Consider the following 20672-nt stretch of genomic DNA (forward strand, 5'->3'; position numbering starts at 1 on the left):
CGGCCCGGGTCGGGGGCCCCCGGCCGTTCGACCGCCGCAGTGTCAGACCCCCTGCTGGTTCGCCGTCTGGGCCGGGTTCTCGCCGCCGAGGGCGCGGTCCGCGGCCGGGGCCCAGTCGGTGAACGGCGCACCCGGAGCCGCGGAGGTCTGCCGCGAGAGGTAGAGCGCACCGTCCGCGCGCATCGCCGCCGCCACGGCCCGGCCCTTCACGTCCACGGCCAGGCCGGGCACATGAACGTGGAAGTCCGCGTTCGACTGCCAGGCGGCGGGCAGGCCCGTGCCCGCCGCGGCCGCGGCCGCGACGCCGCCCGCGTCGTTGCGGGTGACCATGGCCACACCCGTCGCCGCACCGGCGGATCCGGTCTCCCGCGCCACGACCAGGCCGTAACCGCCGGCGTCGGGGAGGTTGTCGACGACCCGCCACGCCTTCGCCTTCGGCGCGAGCTCCGCGACGACGATGGTGCTCGTCCCGGGCTCGCGGTAGCACAGGCGAATCGTTCCGTCCGCCAGCGCGAGGCCGCTCAACGGCCCCGAGGAGAGCGGCAGGCCGACGGCGGTGGCCGGACGCGGCACCGCTCCCGGCGTGGGGGAGACCCAGTAGGCCAGCGCCTTGGCGCCCGGCGCGAAGACGTGCACCCGCCCGTCCGGGGCGGCCACGGCGGCCAGGCCGTCCTGCACCCCGATCAGGCCGAAGGCCCGGACGTCGCCGCCCAGGCTCGCCCACGGCTGCCAGGCGCCTTCGGCGTTGCGGACCCGGAAGGCGACCCCGCCGGAGAAGGTGCGCACGAAGACGTAGGTGTTGCCGTTCGGGTCCACCGTGACGGTCGGAAAGCCCATCTCCATGTTCTGCACCGGGTCGCCGTCCGGAGCGCCGAGGCTCTGCCAGTCGCCGAAGACCAGTGGCTTGTCCAGACCGCTGATCTGCGTGGCGAACACCACCTCGCGGACCGACCGCTGCGGATCCTGGTCGAGCACCATCCGCACCGAGAACAGCGCGAGGCTGCCGTCGGGCTGACGCACCGCGGAGATCTGGCCCGTCAGGCCCGACCCTCCCACCTGCGTGGGCCCCGTCCAGCCGTCCTCGCCGGCGCTGCGCTGCACCCATTGCATGGCGCCGCCGTTGAGCAGCGCGAACGCGGCGAGCCTGCCGTCGCTCAGCCGGGCCACCCAGTCCGGCGCGCCGGGCGCGACGTACCGCGTGCTCCGCGCCCAGCGCTCGGTCACGTCGAACGTGCTGAGCTTGTGGTCCGCGCATCCGGCCGGGTCGGCGCAGGGGGCGAGCGGCGTCTCCATGCCGGCGTAGATCTCCAGCGCTTCCCGCTTGGGGGCGAGCAGGTCGACGCCCAGGTTCCACGGCAGGAACTCGTTGACGTAGCCGCGGTAGGTCTCGACCTGGCAGAGCCGCGACTGCCGGTCGTCGGCCCAGTACTCCTCGAGCGCCTGGTGGGCGAAGAGCGCCGAGTAGATGTGGTCCGCGTGGTCGGTGTACACGGGCAGACGCAGCTGCGGCACCGGCGGCTGCTTGCCGTTGCCGTAGTTCGGCGGCTGCTTCTGGGCGTGGATCGGGTTGGCGTCCAGCGTGCGCACGAGGGAGGGCCGGTACTTGCGGAAGACCGCCTTGAGCGAGTCGACGACGTCCTGGCGGGAGTACTGGAACGTGCCCTGGACCGGGCTCTCCTGGGGGCGCACCGTGCCCAGCGTCGCCGTGGCCCCGAGGTAGAGCCCCCGCAGGCTGTCCGGGTTCGGGCGGGCGATGGTGCGGTTCTCCTGGAGCTGCAGCCAGTACAGCTTGACGTTCGGCGCGTCCTCCAGGGTGTTGATCTCCACCTGGTGTCCGGGCACCAGCTCGCCGGCGCTGATGGTCCACGAGCTCTGGAGGTCGCCGGTGGCTGTCCAGGCCAGCGCGCGACGCAGCGCGTTCATCCGGGCCCGGACGTAGGCGGGCCGGTTGTGGGGGCCGAGCGGGTGCGGAGGCTTCTTGCCTTGGAGCTCCTGGCCCTCCAGGCCGTTGTAGCCGTCCGACTCACCGCCGGTCAGACAGACCACGACGCACGGGTGGCCGGACTTCATGGCGAGTGCCAGCTCGGGGTCGTGGAAGTAGAGGCCGTCGTCGGCATGGGCGATCACGTGGACGAAGGCGGTGCCGGTGCTCTGCCCTATCGGCGAGGCGACGCCCGGCGTCGCCACTGCGGCGGTGTCCCGGGCCGGCCGGAAGACCCCCTGGTACAGCTCCCACCCGGAGACACCGGCCAGCGTCGCGGCCGCGACGCCTCCGCCAAGCCGAAGTGCCCGACGCCTCGTCAATCCCCCCGCCAGACGGCCGGCCATGCCTTCTGCCATGTGAGGCGTGTCTCCTTCAACCCATTTCCAGATATCAACCCGCGACGCGGCAGCGAAACCCTAGCCCACCGGGAGAGGCGGCCACGGAGAGGGTCGCTGCGATCGCTCTTACGTGTGACTGGACGCGGCAGGCCGCTACACTGTTCCCTTCCGAAGGTCACAAGTTCACTGCTGGGAAGGTGCGTCGCGGAGGGCCGTCGGGCGCCTCCCGCCACAGCCCGAGAGCAGGCACCCAATTGCGGAGCATCAAGGCGGCGAGCCTGTCGGCCGTGCTGTCCATGGCGGCCTACTGCACCGGCCTGGCGATCTACGGCACCTATCCGTTCGGCAGCCACTCGCGGGCGATGAACGACCTCCGCAACCAGTACGTGCCGTTCCACGTCGGCCTGTGGGACCTGCTCCACGGCGTCGGCCACAACAGCCTGTCCTTCAACTGGAACAGCTCCTACGGCGTCGGCTTCCTCGGTGAGTACTTCACCTACCTGGCCAACCCCTTCTCGCTGCTGGTCGGCCTCTTCCCGCGGAACGAGGTCGACTTCCCGGTCTTCCTGGTCTCGGTGCTCAGCATGGGCCTGGGCGCCGCGATGATGACGGTCTTCCTGGGCCGGCTCCAGCCCGGCTCCGGCTGGCTCCGTGCACTGCTGTCGGTCGGATACGCCCTGTGCGGCTGGTCGGTGCTCGACGGCTCGATCGTGCCGATGTGGATGTTCGGCCTGGCGGCGCTGCCGATGCTCTGCATCGCCGCCGACTGGTGCCTCCAGGGCCGCCGCTGGGTCGCGGGCACCCTGGTCGTGGGCCTGTGCTGGTACGCCAACTTCTACGTCGCCGCCATGGCGATGATCGGCGCGACGCTGGTCCTGCTCCTGCGCCTGCTGCTCGCCGAGGAGCTGGACCTGCGCGACAGGCTGCGGGTGCTGTGGCGGGCCGCCACCATGTCCGGGGTCGGCCTGATGCTGGCCGCCCCCGCGATCCTGGTCTCGGGCCTGGCCTCCGGCGACGCCCAGCCCTCCGAGAGCTATGTGATCTCGGTGGCCGTGGGGCCGCTGGACTACCTGGCCAAGTTCCTGCCGGGCGTGTTCACCCCGACGGTCAACCGGCCCAACGTCTTCGTCGGCGTGCTGGTGCTGCTGCTCGTCCTGGTCCTGCCGTTCCAGCGGAGGGTCCCGGTCCGGGCGCGGATCGGCTGGCTGGCGCTGATCGTGCTCACCGCCGTCTCCTTCACCGTCCACACCACCGCGCTGGTCTGGCAGGGCTTCGCGATCCCGCACGGCGTCCCGTGGCGCGAGACCTTCGTGCTGAGCGGCTTCATGGTGATGGCGGCCTGGCTGGCTCTGGCCAACCGCCCGGACCGCCGCGCCGTCCTCGGCGGCGGTGGCCTGCTGGCCCTGCTCGCGCTGGTCACCGTCGGCACGCACACCGCCAACAGGCTCAGCTGGGCGCTGCTCGGCGTGGGCGGCGTGCTGGCGGTCGGCGCGCTCGTCGTGCTGGGCCGGGAGGGCCTCGCGCCCGCGCGGCGGCGGCTGGTCTGCGGCCTGCTGACCGTCGGCGTCTTCGCCGGCGGCACCCTCGCCGTCTACAACGCCACGGACCTTCAGGGCTACACCGGCACCCGGACGACCCTCAACAGCGTCACCTCCTCCGGCTACGCGGCGGTCAAGTCCGCCGACGCGTGGCCGCAGCAGCGCTTCGACGTCGGCTCCGACGTCTTCGTCACGGACAACGACCCGATCCTGATGGACTCCGAAGGCGGCTCCTTCTACAGCAGCTACATCCCGGCCGTGACGGCCACCGCGCTGCAGAAGCTGGGCCTCCCCTGGGCGATGGCGGGACGCCACATCAGCGCGCCGTCGGACCCGGTCTCCCAGGCGCTGCTCAGCGTGGGCCGCACGTTGACGGCCGGGGTGGCGGGCGGCCGTTCGGCGGGCACGGTCTCGGTGAAGCCGTCCGCGGTCCCGCCCGTCCCGCTGGTCACCGTCCACACCGGCGACGGCACGGATCCCCACGGGGCCCCGACCGGCACCGTGTGGGCGGACCAGCAGGCGCTGCTCGGCGCGACCGTCTACCAGGTCCCGCGGCTCGGCCAGGCCGGCCCGGCGGCCGCGGCGTCGCAGGCCGCGCTGGGCGGGGTCGGCGGCAGCCAGGCGTACCCCGTCGCGGCCGGCTCACCGGCCACGTACGGCTTCCAGTGCCGGGCAGGCAGCGCGGCGTTCCTCTACGCCCCCTACTTCCAGGGCACGGTGACCGCCTTCGGCAAGGCGCGCACCCTCAACGGCGCGTACCCGGTGCTCAGCACCGGCGTGCGCTTCCTCGGCGACGTCCCGGCCTCCGGCCGGGGGCAGGTCGCGTTCACGACGGCCCGCGCCGGTCAGCAGATCCCGGAGTACGCCGTGGGCTGCCTGAGCCTGCCGGCGCTGAAGGCCGCGACGGCGGCGTCGGCGCTGACCGCGCCGACGGCGCTGCAGGTCCAGGGCGGACACCTGCAGGCCTCGTTCCCGGCCGGCACGACCGGCACCGCGGTCGTGGCCGCGACGGACGTGAAGGGCTGGACCTGCTCGGTCAACGGGGGCGCGGCGAAGACGCCGACCTCCTACGCCGGCATGCTCGGCGTGCCGCTGGCCGGGGGCGGGGGCGCGCAGCGGATCGCCTGCGACTACACCCCGCCGGGCCTCACCCCCGGCCTGGCCGGCTCCGCCGCGGGCTGCCTCGCGGTGATGGGCGTCCTCGCCGTCACCTGGTGGCGTCGCCGCCGACGCCCGGCCGAGCCCCTGACCGCCCCCGCGGCGCCGCACCCGACCGCGTCGCTGCCCGTGACCCGATAGGTCCGAAACCGCCGGTCGCGGACCCCGAGCCCCGGAGCGCGCCGTGCTCCGGGGCTCGCCCGTGCGTCCAGAGTGCGGACGATACGTGTCACAGCATGGACGCCGGAGTATGGTCGACCGCATGTCGCTCACTCTCCGCCTCGCAGTGATCCCTGGTGACGGTATCGGCCAGGAGGTCGTGGCCGAAGGGCTCAAGGTCCTGTCCTCGGCACTTCCCGCCGACGTGAAGGTGGAGACCGCCGCGTACGACCTCGGCGCCCGCCGCTACCACGCCACCGGCGAGACCCTGCCGGACAGCGTGCTGGAGGAGCTCAAGGAAGCCGACGCGATCCTGCTGGGCGCCATCGGCGACCCGTCCGTGCCCTCCGGCGTGCTGGAGCGCGGGCTGCTGCTGAAGCTGCGCTTCGCCTTCGACCACCACGTGAACCTGCGCCCCGGCAAGCTCTTCCCGGGCGTCCGCTCGCCGCTCGCCGGCGACCCGGAGATCGACTTCGTCGTGGTGCGCGAGGGCACCGAGGGCCCCTACGTCGGCAACGGCGGTTCGCTGCGCGCCGGCACCGACCAGGAGATCGCCACCGAGGTCAGCCTGAACACCGCTTTCGGCATCGAGCGCGTCGTCCGCGACGCCTTCGCCCGCGCGCAGGCCCGCCCGCGCAAGAAGCTCACGCTGGTCCACAAGAACAACGTGCTGGTCCACGCCGGCCACCTGTGGAAGCGGATCTTCGACGCGGTGGCAGCCGAGTACCCCGAGGTCACCACCGACTACCTGCACGTCGACGCGGCGACGATCTTCTTCGTCACCCAGCCCGAGCGCTTCGACGTGATCGTCACCGACAACCTCTTCGGCGACATCCTGACCGACCTCGCCGCGGCCGTCACCGGCGGCATCGGCCTGGCCGCCTCGGGCAACATCAACCCCTCCGGCGCGTTCCCGTCTATGTTCGAGCCGGTCCACGGCTCCGCCCCGGACATCGCCGGCCAGGGCAAGGCCGACCCGACCGCCACGGTCCTGTCGGTCGCCATGCTGCTGAACCACCTCGGCTACACCGCGGAGGCCGCCGCGATCGATGCCGCCGTCGCCGCCGACCTGGCCGAGCGCGCCTCGCTCAACGCGCCGCGCACCACCTCGGAGATCGGCGACGCGCTCGCCGCCCGAGTAGCCGGCTGACCCGCCGGCTCCCGTAGCAGCTCCACCCAGCACCGGGCCGGCGACGGCCCGGTGCTGCGCGTTTGCGCTCCTCACCGACGCGGGCCCACCGCACCTGGCTGTCGCTCACGGCCCGATCAGTGCGACTATCGACCCTGGGGACTCGCCCGCCGAGGACCCGCCAAGACGACACGGTGAAGGACAAACGTCGATGACCTCCCTCTCAATCGAGCTCAAGCCCTCGGCCCATCCGCTGCCCGCCGCCGAGCGGGAGGCCCGTCTGGCCTCTCCCGGCTTCGGCCGCTTCTTCACCGACAACATGGTGACCATCCGCTGGACGGAGGGGCGCGGCTGGCACGACGCCCAGCTGGTGCCCTACGGCCCGCTGGAGATCGACCCGGCCAACATGACCATCCACTACGGTCAGTCGATCTTCGAGGGCCTGAAGGCGTACCGCACCGCGGACGGTCGCATCCAGACCTTCCGCCCGGAGGCCAACGCCGCCCGCTTCCAGGCGTCCGCCCGCCGTCTGGCCATGCCCGAGCTGCCCGAGGAGCTCTTCGTCGCCGCCGTCGAGGCCCTGGTCACTCAGGACCAGGCGTGGGTGCCGACTCAGGAGGAGGCCAGCCTCTACCTGCGTCCGTTCATGTTCGCCACCGAGGTCGGCCTGGGCGTGCGCCCGGCCAACGAGTACCTCTTCATGCTGATCGCCTCCCCGGCCGGCGCCTACTTCCCCGGCGGCGTCAAGCCGGTCTCGGTCTGGATCTCCGAGGAGTACGTCCGCGCGGCGCCCGGCGGCACCGGCGCGGCCAAGTGCGCCGGCAACTACGCCGCCTCGCTGGTCGCCCAGGCCCAGGCCGCCGCCGAGGGCTGCGACCAGGTCGTCTGGCTGGACGCCGTGGAGCGCCGCTGGATCGAGGAGATGGGCGGAATGAACCTCTACTTCGTCTTCGGCGAGGGCGAGGACGCCAAGGTCGTCACCCCCGAGCTCTCCGGCTCGCTGCTGCCCGGCATCACCCGTGACTCGCTGCTCTCCATCGCCGGCGACCTCGGCCTCGCCACGGAGGAGCGCAAGATCTCCACCGACGAGTGGCGCGAGGCGAACGCCGCCGGCGCCCTGACCGAGGTCTTCGCCTGCGGCACCGCCGCCGTGATCACCCCGGTGGGCTCGGTCAAGTCCGCCCGCGGCGACTGGCAGGTCGGCGACGGAAAGCCGGGCCCGGTCACCATGAAGCTGCGCGAGACGCTGCTGGCGCTGCAGACCGGTCAGCGCGAGGACTCCCACGGCTGGATGCACCCGATCGTCTAGAAGACCGTCGTCGCGTCAGCGAATTCGTAGGACGGCCGCGCATCTCGCATCGCAAGATGCGCGGCCCGTTTCGCGGCCGCTGTGTCAAACTGCGAACGTGCCCAAGCTCGCACTGATTATCAGCTGCAGCGCGCCGGCCTGAGTTCTCGGAAGAAGAACCAGCCAGCGTGCAGACCTCTCGCATCCGCGAGGGGTCTTTTTCGTTGAACGAGCAGCCACCGTGACAGGAGACCACCGGCCATGAGTTCCCTCTCCGACGAATTCCACGTCTTCGACACCACGCTGCGCGACGGCGCGCAGCGCGAGGGCATCAACCTCACCGTCGCGGACAAGCTCGCCATCGCCCGCTACCTGGACGAGTTCGGCGTGGGCTTCATCGAGGGCGGCTGGCCGGGCGCCAACCCGCGCGACACCGAGTTCTTCGCCCGCGCCGCCACCGAACTCAAGCTGGAGAACGCCCAGCTGGTCGCCTTCGGCGCGACCCGCCGGGCGGGCGGCACCGCGGAGGAGGACGCGCAGCTGCGCGCGCTGGTCGCCTCCGGGGCACCGGTGGTCACGCTCGTCGCCAAGGCCCACGACCGCCACGTCGACCTGGCGCTGCGCACCACGCTGGAGGAGAACCTCGCCATGGTCCGCGACAGCGTCGCGTACCTGCGCGCCCAGGGGAAGCGGGTGTTCATCGACTGCGAGCACTTCTTCGACGGCTACAAGGCCAACCGGGAGTACGCCCTGGCGGTCGTCCGGGCGGCGCACGAGGCCGGCGCGGACGTGGTCGTGCTCTGCGACACCAACGGCGGCATGCTGCCCGCGGGAGTCCGCGAGATCGTCGCCGACGTCCTCGCCGAGACCGGCGCGCGCCTCGGCATGCACGCCCAGGACGACACCGGCTGCGCCGTCGCCAACACCCTTGCCGCGGTGGACGCGGGCGCGACTCACGTCCAGTGCACCGCGAACGGCTACGGCGAGCGGGTCGGCAACGCGAACCTCTTCCCGGTCGTGGGCGCGCTGGAGCTGAAGCACGACCGGCGCGTCCTGCCCGAGGGCCGACTGGCTGAGATGACCCGGATCTCGCACGCGATCGCCGAGGTGGTCAACCTCACCCCCTCCACCCACCAGCCCTACGTCGGCGTCTCCGCGTTCGCCCACAAGGCGGGCCTGCACGCCTCCGCCATCAAGGTCGACCCGGACCTGTACCAGCACACCGATCCGGCGCTGGTGGGCAACACCATGCGGATGCTGGTCTCCGACATGGCCGGCCGCGCCTCAGTCGAGCTCAAGGGCAAGGAGCTGGGCTACGACCTCTCCACCGACCGCGACCTGGCGGGACGTGTGGTCGACCGGGTCAAGGAGAAGGAGCTCGCGGGCTACACCTTCGAGGCGGCCGACGCCTCCTTCGAACTGCTGCTCCGGGCCGAGGTCCAGGGCGTCCAGGACCGGTTCTTCACCCTCGAGTCCTGGCGTGCCATCGCCGAGCAGCGGGCCGACGGCTCCACCGCCAACGAGGCCACGGTCAAGCTCTGGGCCAAGGGCGAGCGCATCGTCGCCACGGGCGAGGGCAACGGCCCCGTCGACGCGCTCGACGCGGCCCTGCGGGCCGCGGTGGGCCGCTTCTACCCCCAGCTGGCCCGGCTGGAACTGACGGACTACAAGGTCCGCATCCTGGAGGGCCAGCACGGCACGGGCTCCAAGACCCGCGTCCTGATCGAGACCACCGACGGCGAGTCCACCTGGTCCACGGTCGGCGTCGCCGAGAACGTCATCGGCGCCTCCTGGCAGGCCCTGGACGACGCCTACACCTTCGGCCTGGTCCGCGCCGGCCTCACCCCCTGACGACACCGCCCCGCCGCCGCGTCCCGCACCGCGTGCGCGGCGGTGCGGGACGAGCGGGAGGCGTCGCGGGAATCAGTTGGCCGAGTCGAGCTTCGCCCGCTGCTCGGCGGTGAGTTCGAGGTCCGCCGCGGCGAGGCTCTCCTCCAGCTGCGCCACCGAGGAGGCGCCGACGAGCGGGAGGACCGGGATGTCGCCGCCCATCAGCCAGGCGAGTACCACCTGGTTCACCGTCGCGCCGGTCTCGGCCGCCACCTCCCGGACCGCCTTGAGCCGGGGCTCGGTGCCGGCGTGGTCGAAGCCCGGGCCGAGCGGCTTGTCGTCGCGGACGTAGGCGCCGGAGATCAGCGGCGAGTAGGAGACCTGCGTGAGCTCGGGATTGGCGCGCAGGTAGCTGAGCAGGTCCCCGCTGACCAGGCCCTGGTTGCCGTCGGGCGAGCGCAGGCTCGGGACGTCGGTGCGCTGGCGCAGGTAACTGTGGTGGTGCTGCAGTACCTCGTAGCCGGGCAGGCCCGCCGCCTTGGCGAGGGCGCGGGCGCGCTCGACCCGCCAGGCCCAGTGGTTGCTGGCGCCGAGCAGGCCGGCCACACCGTCCGCGACGACCTCGGCGAAGCCCTGGACGGTCTCCTCCAGCGGGGTGTGCTCGTCCATGATGTGCGCGTAGAGCAGGTGGATCCTCTCGATGCCGAGGCGCTCGCGGCTGCGCTCCGACGACTCGCGGATGACCTTGGCGGACAGGCCCTCCACGTCCAGGCTGAAGCCCGAGGTCGGCTGGTTGGGACGGGCGCCGAGCTTGGTGGCGATGGTGATCTCGTCGCCGACGCCGCGGGCCTTGAGCCAGCGGCCTACCAGCTCCTCGCTCTCGCCGCCCTGCGTGCCGTGCACCCAGAACGCGTAGTTGTTGGAGGTGTCGATGAACGTGCCGCCCGCCTCGACGAAGCGGTCGAGGATCGCGAAGGAGGTGGCCTCGTCCACGGTGGTGCCGAAGGTCATGGCACCCAGGCTCAGTACGCTGACCTCGCGGCGGGTCTCCGGGGAGCTTCCGATGACGCGGTACTTCATGATTTCCCTTTCGGTCAGGAGTGGGCCGGCCGGACGGCCGGCAGGTCGGCGCGCAGTTCCTGTACGACTGCGGCCAGGTGGGGGACGAGGAAGAAGTGGCCGCCCGGGTACGAACGCAGGCGGAAGGCGCCGGTGGTGTGCGTGCGCCAGGCCTGTGCCTGCGGCTCGTCGACCCGCGGGTCGACGTCGCCGATCAGCGCGGTGACCGGGCAGTCCAGGGGGGCCGCGCCGCGGAACCGGTAGGTCTCGGTGGCCACGTAGTCGCTGCGCACGGCGGGCAGGATCGCGGCCAGCAGCTCCGGGTGGTCGAGCATCCGCTCGTCCGTGCCGCCGAGCAGCTTGATGTCCGCGATGAGCCGGGCGTCGTCGGCGCGGTGGACCGCGCCCGGCGCCGGGATCGAGGGGGCGCGGCGGCCCGAGACGGCGAGGGCCGCGGGCGGGTGGCCGGCGTCACGGAGCCGGCAGGCGACCTCGAAGGCGAGGGAGGCGCCCATGCTGTGCCCGAAGACCGAGAAGGGGCGGTCCAGCAGCGGCGCCGTCCCGTCGCACAGCGCGGCGGCCACCAGGTCGGCCAGCTCGTGCAGCGACTCCACGCACGGCTCGCCGAAACGTTCCTGACGGCCCGGATACTGCACCACCAGTACGTCCGCGTGCTCGGCCAGCGCGGCCGAGAGGGGGAAGAAGTAGGAGGCGTTGCCGCCCGCGTGCGGCAGGACCAGCAGGCGCGGGGCGTCGTCCGGGGCGGTGTGGAAGCGGCGCAGCCACGGCGTGCCGGTCGGCGCGACGGGCGCCGCCCTGCGGGGCCCGGACAGGTCGGAGAGGACCGTCATACGGAGCTCCTCGCCCGGCCGTTGCCGCCGCGCGCGGGCCGGGCGGTGATCGGGATGTGCTTGTAGCCGGAGACGAAGTTGGACCGCAGACGCTCGGGGCGGCCGGCCGGCTGGAAGTCCTCGAAGCGGGTGAACAGCTCGTGGAACATGGTCTTCAGGGTGACCCGGGCGACGCTGTGGCCGATGCAGTAGTGCGGTCCGATGCCGAAGGCCAGGTGCTTGTTGGGCTTGCGGCGGATGTCGAACTCGCTGCCCCCGGCGAAGACGAGGTCGTCCCGGTTGGCGGAGCCGAGCCAGACCACGACCGGGTCCCCGGCCTTGATCAGGGTGTTGCGGATCTCCACGTCGTGGGTGGCGTAGCGCAGGAAGTGGTTGACCGGGGAGGCCCAGCGCAGCGACTCCTCCAGCGCGGTGGCGTCCACCTCGGGGTGCGCCGCCCAGTCCTGGAGCACGCCGGACCCGATGAACTCGGCCATCACGAAGTTGGGCGCGTGCGGCGTGGTGACGTTCGCGCCGAGCAGCAGGCTGTAGCAGTTGGCGACGATCTCGTCGGGCGCCATGTGGCGACCCTCGAAGCGAGTGGAGATCAGGACGCTGAGCAGGTCGTCGCCGAGGTGGTTGCGGCGGAACCTGACCAGGTCCTGGAAGTAGGCGAACAGGTCGCGGTGGGCGGCCTTCAGGGTGGCGTTGCGGCCGTCCGGCTCCTGGTACTCGGGGTCGTCGGCGGCGATGCACACGGTGGTCAGGCGGTTCAGCCAGGCCCAGTCCCCGGTGGGCAGGCCCATCATGGTGCCGGTGACCGACATCGGCATCGCGAGCATGGCCTGCGCGAAGTCGAAGGTGCCGCCGTCGCCCAGCGGTTCGAGGAGCGGTACGACCAGATCGCGGATCATCTCGCGCTGCCGGTCGACGGACTTGATGGCCAGGGCCTTCTTGAGGCGGGCCTGCATCTCGGTGTGGCGCGGCGGGTCGGTGGCGGCCAGCTGCTTGCCGCTGGCCGGGTCGTCGAGACCCAGCAGGTCGAGCATGGTGCCGCGCTCGGAGGTGAAGGTCGCCGTGTCCCGCAGCACGCGGTCGGCGTCCTCGAAGCGGACGACGTTCCAGAACCAGCGGTCCTCGTCGATGTGGTGACGGGTCAGCACGTCGAGCGAGCGCAGTCGGCGCCAGACCGGGTGCGGGTCGCCGTCGCTGTAGAGACCCGGGTCGACCAGGTCCAGCGCGTTGACGGCTCCGGTCGCGGCGGCGTGCATCGGGCAGCCGGGCGGGGGCGTGAGCGACGGTACGGCAGGGGCGGAGATGGCGTGGACGGTCAAGACCCGTCTTCCTTTCGCCTGGGCGGGCGGTGGAGACGCGCCGTGACGCGGCGCCGCGCCGTGGGAACGGCGCGGCGCACGCGACAGGAGATGGGGCTCGAAGACCGGGAATGACGACCCGGCGGACCCAGCGTGGCGCGACGGGGAACCAACCGGTCTGCGCGGTGCCGTGGCCAGGGAAGGGCCGGCACGGGATGACGCTGTGCGTACAAGCTACATGACGGCGGGGGAGACGTGAAGGACCTACTCCGACGCGTCCTCCAGGAAGCCGCTCCTGGCGATCAGGTAGGCGAGCTGGGCCCGGCTGCGGCTGCCGAACAGTTCGGCCGCCCAGCGCATGTGGTTGGCCACGCTGCGCGTGCTCATGCCGAGCCGGGCGGCGATCGCCTCGTCGGTGTACCCGTTCACCATGTGCCGCAGGATCGCCCGGCGCACCTCGTCGGTCAGCAGCGGGGGCAGCCGGTTGCTGGGGTAGGCGGGCATCGGCGAGGCGCGCTGCCAGGCGTGATCGAAGACGCTGACCAGGTACCGGACCACACCGGGGTGCTCGACGGCGAGCGCGATCTCGCTCCGCTCGGCGGCGGGGTCGGGGATGAACGCGATCCTGCGGTCGCAGACGATCAGCCGGTTGAAGACCTCGTCCAGCGTCCGGATCTCGCCGCCGGCCTGCACGATCCGTTCCGCGTAGGTGAGCGTGGGCTGGTGTGAGCGGACCATGTGCTGATAGATCGTCCGTTGGGCGACTCCCCGTTCCAGCGCGGCCAGATCGCTGGTGAGCGCCTTGTCCAGCAGCTCCTGGGGACGTTGGCCTCCCGGCTGGGCTGTCAGGAGCTCTTCCTGGCAGGCGTGCACGGCCGCGGAGAGGGTCGCGCTGATCGCGCTGGAGCCCTGCACCACGCGGATCAGCCCGGAGTCCCCCTTGCCGTAGCTGTCCAGGTAGATCTCCTGCGCCTTGGCGATGGAGGCGCGCAGGGTGCCGAGCGAGCTCCGCTTCTCCTCGATGGCGCGCTCCAGCCGGTCCATCTCCGCGCCTCCGGCCAGCCGGGGCGGGATCGGGGCCAGGCTGCCGTCCGGCAGGTGCTGAACGAGCCCCAGGTCGAGCAGACAGGAGGGGCAGTCGCCCGACCTCACCCGGCCCTGCAGGGCGTCCGAGTAGTACTGGAGCCCGTCCGCGCAGATCTCGACGGGTCTGTGTTCACCCCGACTGTCCGAACTCGCACACATATTTCCACCTTGCTGGTTGTCGCATTGCAGGATCATCCTCCTCGATCGACGAGACCTGGTGTACACGCAGCAAGCATGATTTCGAGCGGGGAACCGACCACGAATTTCCGCACCAACCAATTGCCCGAACCACGAAGAAGGCAAGGTAAGAGATGTTTCAGCACGTTTCCAAGCGCCATCTGGCCGCTCTTGCTCTCTCGCTCCTGATCGCCACCGGATTCACCGCCGCTGTCGAGAGCGGCAAGCCGGCCACCGCCGTAGCCGACTCCCAGTGGGGAGCGACCCCGGGCACCACGGCCACCACGTCCACCACGGTCCAGGCCGACTCGGCCGCGGCCCCCGTGGCCCCCGCGGGCCCGGTCGACTCCCAGTGGGGCTGAGTCTCCTCCCGAGCCCCTGCCGAGCCTGACCCCCTTCTGAGCCGGCTCGTCGTATCCGTGGCCCACGAGGCCTGACGCGAGCGGCCGCGCGACCGCCCCTGAGGATCCGGGGCCCGTCTCCCGCACCCCCTTTCCACAAACCTGTCCCAGCCTTCCGGAGGTCCTCTCGTGCTGCCCGCAGAGACGCACGCTCCGTCACCAGACGGATACACCTGGTATCCAGCCACCCGGGTGCAACAGGGCATCTGGGTCCTGGACCGCGACCAGGTGCTGCGTCCCACCCAGTTGGTCCCCACGGTCGTCGAGTTCGCCGGCCGCGTGGACCACCCGGCGCTGACTGCGGCGGTCGGACACGCGCTCCGCCGTCATCCGTCGCTGCGGGCCCGGTTCCGGCTCGACGTCAAACGGCGCCGGGTCGAGTACCACACCGACGGCCCACCGGCCGAGCCGGTCCTCCTCGACGCCGAGGTCGAGGGCTGGACCGAGGACCAGGTCGACGACCGGGTCCGGAGCCTGTGCACCGCGCCCTTCGACCTCGCCCGGGACGCGCCCGCGCGGGCCGAGGTGATCCGCCTGTCGGCGGAGCGGACCCTGCTCGTCCTGAACGTGCATCACATCATCTTCGACGGCGTCTCCCGCGGCATGCTCCTGGAGGATGTCTGCGCCCTCTACCGGGCGGCCGTCGCCGGCGTCGCCCCCGAGTTGAGCAGCCCGCCGCACCCGGCGTCGGTCGTCGCCGACCGCACCCCGGAGGTGATCGCCGAGCAGGTCGCCGAGGTCGTCGACCGGCTCCGCGGCGCCCCGACCGGGATCCACCTCCCGCTCGCCCGCACCCCGGACGTGGGGCCCGAGGAGTCCCTGCTCGGCGCCTCCGCCCAGGTCTCGATCGACCCGGAGACCACCGCCCGGGTGATGGCGGTGGCGGCCCGGGAGGGCTGCACCCCCTTCATGGTGGGGGTCGCCCTGCTCGCCGCGACGCTCGCCCGCACGGGGCCGCAGCGCGACTTCCTGATCGCCTTCGCCTGGCCGGGCCGCGACGATCCCGCCACCGCCGAGGTGATCGGGATGTTCATGACCACGGTCGTGCTCCGCGCCGCCGTCGGCCCCGAGGACACCTGGCACGACCTGCTCGCCGGCGTACGTCTCGGCGGCATGGAGGCCTTCGTCGACAGCGACGTGCCGCTCGACGCGGTGTCAGCCGCGCTCAACCCCGACCGCAACGCCCTGTGGCCACCCCTCTCCCCGGTCCTGGTCAACCTCGACGAGGCGCCGCGGACGGTGGAGCTGGCGGCCGGGGCTACCGGCCGACTCCGGCCGCTGGACCCGATGTTCATCAAGTACGACCTGGCCCTGTTCGTCCGCCTGGAGGACGCGCCCGACGGGCGTCGCCTCGCACTGTCCCTGGACTACCCGGTCCACGTGTTCGACACCGGCGACGTCCACCGCTTCCTCGACGCTCTGCGGCGCAGCGCCGCGGACCTCGCTACCTTCCCGGAGAGAATCGTGCTCGAAGAGTCCACCACCCTCACCGCCCCGGCCGTCGACCTGGACGACCCCGCCGCCCGCCTGGAGCTCGTCCGCTCCATCTGGCGCGAGGTACTGGACACCGACGACGTGGCCGACGACGTCAGCTTCTTCGAGTCCGGCGGCGACTCGCTGCTGCTGGTCCTGCTGGTGGAGCGCCTCGGCCAGGCCTCGGGCCGCGAGGTACGGACCATGGACCTGTTCCGCTCCCCGACCGTCAGCGCCCAGGCCGGTCTGATCGCGGGAGAGGCCACCCGATGACCGCCACCGTCCACTCGCTCGCCGCCCGGATCCTGGAACTCCCGGACACCCCGGACGTCTTCGGCGAAGACAGCTTCATCGCCCTCGGCGGCGACTCGCTGCGCGCGATGCGCCTCGTCGCGGTCCTCCAGGAGGACCTCGGACTGCGCGTGGCCGTCATGGACCTGCTCGGCGACGCCCCGCTCGCCCGGGTACTCGACGGCGCCACCCCCGTCGCCCCCGAGGTACCCGAGGGCACGGCCGAGCTCGACGAGCGCGCCGCCGAGCAGCCGCTCACCCCCGCCCAGCGCGGCATGTGGCTGATCGAGCGCGTCGCCGGCGGCTCCCCGTACAACCTCGTCTTCCGCTGCTTCACCCAGGGCGGCCGACTCGACCGCGAGCTGCTCGCCAAGGCCGTCGCCGAAACGGTCGCCCGTCACGAGGGGCTGCGGACCGTGGTCCGCGAGACCGCGGACGACGTGGTGCAGGAGATCCTGCCCGCCTACACCCCCGAGCTCGTCGAGTACCCCTACGACGGCCAGGCCGAGGCGTTCGAGAGCACCGTGCGCCGCCAGGGCGCCGAGCTCGGCCGGGAGCCCTTCGACCTCGCCGCCGCCCCCGCGTACCGGTTCGCCTACTGGAACGGGCCGGACGAGCGCAGCGCCCTCGTCCTCGCGGCGCACCACATGGTCCTCGACGGCCACGCGGTGGGCCAGTTGCTGCAGGAGGTCTTCGGGACGTACGCGGCGCTCAACGCCGCGGCCGACCGCGCCGCGCTGCTGGGCGCCGGCACGCCGCTGTCGGCGCTGCGCCGGTACCAGCAGGCGGCCCGCGACCGCGGCGCCTGGGACGAGCAGACCGAGTTCTGGCGCACCCGGCTCGACGGGGCGCCGACCGTCCTCGACCTCCCCGCCGACCGGCAGCGTCCCACCGTGCAGAACGGCGCGGGTGACCGCGTCGGACTCGACCTGGGCCCGGACGTCACCGACCACGTCGCCGCGCAGGCCCGCGCGTTCGGCATCACGCCGTACGCCTTCCTGCTGGGCGCCTTCGGGCTGACCCTGGCCCGCCGCACCGGCGTCCGCAGCCTGCTGGTGGGCGTACCCCTGCTCGGCCGCGGCACCTCCGAGCTGCGCGGCCTGATCGCCGTCTCGGGCAACCTGGTACCGGTCCGCGTGGACGTGGACGACGACGTCGACGTGGCGACCTACCTGCGCGGGGTGCACGCCTCGCTCGCCGCCGCAATCGACGCGGGCGACCTGCCCTTCGAGGAGCTCGTCGCCCGGCTGGGCGTCGAGCGCAGCCTGAGCTGCCACCCCTTGGTCCAGGTCTGCTTCGGCATGCACGACCAGCTGGTACCCAGGGAGCTGACCGCCGGTCGGCTGCGGGTCCAGATCGAGGAGGGCCACGGCGGCGGCTCGCAGTTCGACCTGACCATGCTGGTCGGCCAGGCCGACCCGTCCTACGCCGGGCACCTCGAGTACGCGACCAGCGTCTGGCGCCGGTCCGAGACCGAGGCCTTCGTCGCCGACTTCCGCGCCACCGTCGGCGAGCTCGCACAGGCCGGCGAGACCCGCCTCGAGGACGTACGCGGCATCTCCGGTGAGGCCAGGGCGCTGCTCGACGAGGTCAACGAGAGCGGCCTGGACTTCCCGGACACCTCGCTCGACGCGCTCTTCCGCGAGGCGGCCGCGCTCACGCCGGACGCCGTCGCGGTACGCGACGGCTCGCACACCCTGACCTACGGTCAGCTGGCCGACGCGGCGGCCGAGCAGGCCCGCCTGCTGACCGCCGCGGGCGTACGGCCGGGCGACCGGGTCGTGGTGGGCGTCGAGCGTTCGGTGGCCGAGGCCGTCGCCGTCCTCGGCGTGACCTGGGCCGGCGCCGCGTACGTGGGCCTCGACCCGGAGCTTCCCGAGAGCCACCTGGTCAAGCTGCTGGACCGGGCCCGGCCCGCCGCCGCCCTGGTCGGCGCCGTCGACGGCCCGGCGGCCGGGCGCTTCGCCGGCCTCGGCGTACCTGCCGTGGCGACCTGGCGGCCCGACTGGGAGCCGGTACCGGCCGGCACCGTGCCGACGGCGCCCGCCGACCCGGCGCGCCTGGCCTACGTGGCCTTCACGTCCGGCTCGACCGGCCAGCCCAAGGGCGTCTGCGTACCCCACCGCGCCGTCATCCGGCTGATCCACGAGGCCGGATACGTACGGCTGGGCAAGGGCGAGCGCATGCTGCGGCTCGCGCCGCTCTCCTTCGACGCCTCCACCCTGGAGCTGTGGGGCGCCCTGCTCACCGGCGCCTCCCTGGAGGTGCACCCGGCCGGTCTCGCCTCCCCGACCGAGCTGGGGGCGTTCCTTAAGGAGCGCGGGATCACCGTGGCCTGGCTGACCGCCGGACTCTTCCGGCTGGTCGAGGAGTTCGCCCCGGACTCGCTGCGCGGCCTGCACCAGCTGCTCACCGGCGGCGACGTCGTCCCGCACGAGCACACCGCCCGGGTCCTGTCCCGGCACCCCGGCATCGTCATCACCAACGGCTACGGCCCGACCGAGAACACCACGTTCACCACCACCCACTCGGTGCTTCGCGCCGAGGACGTGGACGGTCCGCTGCCGATCGGCCGCCCGGTTCCAGGCACCCGCGTGTACGTCCTGGACGCCCGCCGGCGTCTGCTCCCGCCCGGCGCGGTCGGCGAGCTCTACACCGGCGGAGCCGGGCTCGCCGACGGCTACCTCGGCGACGAGGCGGAGACGGCCCGTGTGTTCGGCCACCTCTCCCCGGACGTACCGGAGCGCCTGTACCGCACCGGGGACCTGGTGCGGATCGACGCCAAGGGTCGGCTGCACTTCCTCGGCCGGGCCGACGACCAGGTCAAACTGCGCGGCTACCGGGTCGAGTTGAGCGCGATCAGCGACGTGCTGAGCGAGCACCCCGAGGTCCAGGACGCCGTGGTGACGGTGACCGACGGGGGCGGCGCGGACAAGCGCCTGGTCGCCGCGGTGGTGCTCGTACCCGAGGCCGCTGTCGACGCGGTCGCGCTGCGGGACCTGCTGGCGGAGAAGCTGCCGTCGTACATGATCCCCAACCTGTGGGCCGTGGTGGACCGGCTGCCGGTCACCGCCAACGGCAAGGTGGACCGGCGGGCACTGGCCGCCGTGGCCGGTCCGGCCCGGCGCTCCGCCGCCGCGCCGTCCGCGCCGGAGCCGGCCCCGGCGGTCGTGGCCGTGGAGCGCGTCGCCGCGCTGTTCGCCGCCGTCATCGAGGGCGACCCGGTCGGCGACGTCGTCGAGGACACCGACTTCTTCATGATCGGCGGCAACTCCCTCGGCGCCGTGCGCCTCATGCGCAAGGTCAAGGAGGAGCTGGGCGCGAACGTACGCCTGCGGGAGTTCCTGCTGGCGCCCACCCCCGGCGGACTGATCGCGCTGATCGAGAAGGCGCTCGTCGAGAAGGCCGCCCACCGATGACCCGCACCGCCGCACCGGTCCCGCCGTCGTCCCTGGTGGACGACGTGCGGGCGCCGGAGTGGGACGAGGGCCTGGACTGCTGGGTCGTGGCCGACCCCCGGCTGGCACAGCAGGTCCTCAACCACCCCGGCTTCGCCTCGGGGACCTTCGAGCGCTCCTTCCAGCTCTACATGACGGACGTGGCGCGGGCCGAGTACCGCGAGCTCACCGAGTTCCTGCGGCTCTGGTTCGTCCAGGCCGACGCCCCCGAGCACTCCGCGCTGCGCCGCCCGGTGCAGCGCATGCTCTCCCCCTCCTACATCCGGTCGCTCGCGCCGCACATCGAACAGATCACGGACGAGTGCCTGACCGAACTCGCCGCGACCCGCCCGCAGGACGTCATGCCGACCGTGGCGGAGGGCGTCTCGGGGCGGGTGATGGCGCACATCGTCGGCGTCGACGTCCCGCCGCCCGTGCTGCACCACTGGTCCCGGACGCTGTCGCTGTTCATCGGCGCCATGTACCGCAGGGACCACGCGCAGGCCGCCCACCAGGTGATGGTGGAGATGTCCGAGGCGCTCACCGGCGCACGGGCGTTGGAGGGCTTCCCCACCGACACCCCCGCCGACCGGGCCAGGACCATCGCGACCTGGGCCATGTGTCTCTTCGGCGGGCTGGAGACCACCGCCTCGCTGCTCGGCTCGACCGTCCTGACCGCCCTCGGCGACCGGGAGGTGTGGTCGGGCGTCCGGAGCGAGACGGCCGGTGCGCGGTCCGGCGCGGTGGCCGGTCTGGTCGAGTCGGTCCTGGTCACCCGCCCGCCGCTGCGGCATCTCGGCCGCGTGGTCGCCCACGACCAGGAGTTCGCCGGGGCCCGGCTGCGCGAGGGCGACCTGGTGCTGGTGAGCCTCACCGGCCAGGGGCCTCTCGACGAGGCCGCCGAGCCGGACGCCGCCGTCTGCCCGGTGACGGGTGCGAGCGCGGCTCCGGCCGTGACGCCGGCCGTGACCTCGGGCGGCGAGCGGAACCTCGTCTTCGGCCACGGGCCGCACTACTGCGTCGGCGCTCCGCTGGCCCGGCTGGAGGCCGCCATCCTGCTCCGCCGGCTGGCCGCACGGTTCCCCGACGCCCGGCTCTCCGAGGAGGCCACGGTCTGGGGTCCCAACCTCAGCTACGTCGGTCTCGACCACCTCTACGTCGATCTGGGCGGAGAAATCTGA

General features: G+C 72.6%; 13 protein-coding genes. 8 read left to right on the top strand and 5 right to left on the bottom strand.

All coding sequences use genetic code 11. The features are described from left to right. Nucleotides 1-42: 42 nt before the first annotated feature. The gene (locus tag TR48_RS20065) at nt 43-2340 is read right to left on the bottom strand and encodes a PLL family lectin (RefSeq protein ID WP_084729576.1); all 2298 of its coding nucleotides are present in this window, start codon (nt 2338-2340) and stop codon (nt 43-45) included. A 236-nt stretch (nt 2341-2576) separates the two neighbouring features. On the opposite strand from TR48_RS20065, the gene TR48_RS20070 reads away from it, so the two are divergent. From TR48_RS20070 to cimA, 4 genes are all read left to right on the top strand, one after another. Then, nucleotides 2577-5159, top strand: a complete 2583-nt coding sequence (locus TR48_RS20070) for a YfhO family protein (RefSeq protein ID WP_052442810.1) — start codon at nt 2577-2579, stop codon at nt 5157-5159. A gap of 121 nt (nt 5160-5280) precedes the next feature. Further along, nucleotides 5281-6327, top strand: a complete 1047-nt coding sequence (locus TR48_RS20075; RefSeq protein WP_042369355.1) for a 3-isopropylmalate dehydrogenase — start codon at nt 5281-5283, stop codon at nt 6325-6327. Between the two features lie 190 nt (nt 6328-6517). Next, on the top strand, nt 6518-7615 hold the full coding sequence (locus TR48_RS20080) for a branched-chain amino acid aminotransferase (protein ID WP_042369301.1): 1098 nt from the start codon (nt 6518-6520) through the stop codon (nt 7613-7615). Nucleotides 7616-7855: 240 nt separating this feature from the next. Beyond that, nucleotides 7856-9445, top strand: a complete 1590-nt coding sequence (cimA, locus tag TR48_RS20085; protein WP_042369302.1) for a citramalate synthase — start codon at nt 7856-7858, stop codon at nt 9443-9445. Between the two features lie 72 nt (nt 9446-9517). Here the strand turns inward: cimA and TR48_RS20090 are convergent, their stop codons facing one another. The 4 genes from TR48_RS20090 to TR48_RS20105 form a co-directional block, all read right to left on the bottom strand. Then, nucleotides 9518-10504 (bottom strand): aldo/keto reductase, encoded by a 987-nt coding sequence (locus TR48_RS20090; protein ID WP_042369303.1) that lies wholly within the window; start codon nt 10502-10504, stop codon nt 9518-9520. Between the two features lie 14 nt (nt 10505-10518). Beyond that, nucleotides 10519-11334, bottom strand: coding sequence for a thioesterase II family protein (locus TR48_RS20095; RefSeq protein WP_042369305.1), 816 nt, complete (start codon nt 11332-11334; stop codon nt 10519-10521). After that, entirely contained in the window at nt 11331-12647 is a 1317-nt protein-coding gene (locus TR48_RS20100; RefSeq protein WP_236652235.1) for a cytochrome P450, read from the bottom strand. The genes TR48_RS20095 and TR48_RS20100 overlap by 4 nt, the downstream gene beginning before the upstream one ends. A 243-nt stretch (nt 12648-12890) precedes the next feature. Then, nucleotides 12891-13871: a LuxR C-terminal-related transcriptional regulator gene (locus TR48_RS20105; protein WP_042369307.1), complete on the bottom strand. Its 981-nt coding sequence runs from the start codon at nt 13869-13871 to the stop codon at nt 12891-12893. Nucleotides 13872-14023: 152 nt separating this feature from the next. Between TR48_RS20105 and TR48_RS20110 the strand changes: the two genes are divergently transcribed. The 4 genes from TR48_RS20110 to TR48_RS20125 all read left to right on the top strand — a co-directional run bounded on the left by TR48_RS20110 (nt 14024) and on the right by TR48_RS20125 (nt 20672). Continuing rightward, nucleotides 14024-14251, top strand: coding sequence for a hypothetical protein (locus TR48_RS20110; RefSeq protein ID WP_042369308.1), 228 nt, complete (start codon nt 14024-14026; stop codon nt 14249-14251). Between the two features lie 168 nt (nt 14252-14419). Then, nucleotides 14420-16036: a condensation domain-containing protein gene (locus TR48_RS20115; protein WP_084729577.1), complete on the top strand. Its 1617-nt coding sequence runs from the start codon at nt 14420-14422 to the stop codon at nt 16034-16036. Next, complete coding sequence (locus tag TR48_RS20120) at nt 16033-19473, top strand: non-ribosomal peptide synthetase (RefSeq protein WP_063771018.1); 3441 nt, start codon at nt 16033-16035, stop codon at nt 19471-19473. Before TR48_RS20115 ends, TR48_RS20120 begins: the two co-directional genes overlap by 4 nt. Next, the gene (locus TR48_RS20125) at nt 19470-20672 is read left to right on the top strand and encodes a cytochrome P450 family protein (RefSeq protein ID WP_042369310.1); all 1203 of its coding nucleotides are present in this window, start codon (nt 19470-19472) and stop codon (nt 20670-20672) included. The genes TR48_RS20120 and TR48_RS20125 overlap by 4 nt, the downstream gene beginning before the upstream one ends.

This window comes from Streptacidiphilus neutrinimicus, from assembly GCF_000787815.1.
In the GTDB taxonomy this organism is placed as follows: domain Bacteria; phylum Actinomycetota; class Actinomycetes; order Streptomycetales; family Streptomycetaceae; genus Streptacidiphilus; species Streptacidiphilus neutrinimicus.

What these genes read in the sequence shown, in the direction of transcription:
- TR48_RS20065 (WP_084729576.1), bottom strand. Translation starts at nt 2,340, where the DNA reads ATGGCAGAAGGCATGGCCGGCCGTCTGGCGGGGGGATTGACGAGGCGT.
- TR48_RS20075 (WP_042369355.1), top strand. Translation starts at nt 5,281, where the DNA reads ATGTCGCTCACTCTCCGCCTCGCAGTGATCCCTGGTGACGGTATCGGC.
- TR48_RS20080 (WP_042369301.1), top strand. Translation starts at nt 6,518, where the DNA reads ATGACCTCCCTCTCAATCGAGCTCAAGCCCTCGGCCCATCCGCTGCCC.
- cimA (WP_042369302.1), top strand. Translation starts at nt 7,856, where the DNA reads ATGAGTTCCCTCTCCGACGAATTCCACGTCTTCGACACCACGCTGCGC.
- TR48_RS20090 (WP_042369303.1), bottom strand. Translation starts at nt 10,504, where the DNA reads ATGAAGTACCGCGTCATCGGAAGCTCCCCGGAGACCCGCCGCGAGGTC.
- TR48_RS20095 (WP_042369305.1), bottom strand. Translation starts at nt 11,334, where the DNA reads ATGACGGTCCTCTCCGACCTGTCCGGGCCCCGCAGGGCGGCGCCCGTC.
- TR48_RS20105 (WP_042369307.1), bottom strand. Translation starts at nt 13,871, where the DNA reads ATGTGTGCGAGTTCGGACAGTCGGGGTGAACACAGACCCGTCGAGATC.
- TR48_RS20110 (WP_042369308.1), top strand. Translation starts at nt 14,024, where the DNA reads ATGTTTCAGCACGTTTCCAAGCGCCATCTGGCCGCTCTTGCTCTCTCG.
- TR48_RS20120 (WP_063771018.1), top strand. Translation starts at nt 16,033, where the DNA reads ATGACCGCCACCGTCCACTCGCTCGCCGCCCGGATCCTGGAACTCCCG.
- TR48_RS20125 (WP_042369310.1), top strand. Translation starts at nt 19,470, where the DNA reads ATGACCCGCACCGCCGCACCGGTCCCGCCGTCGTCCCTGGTGGACGAC.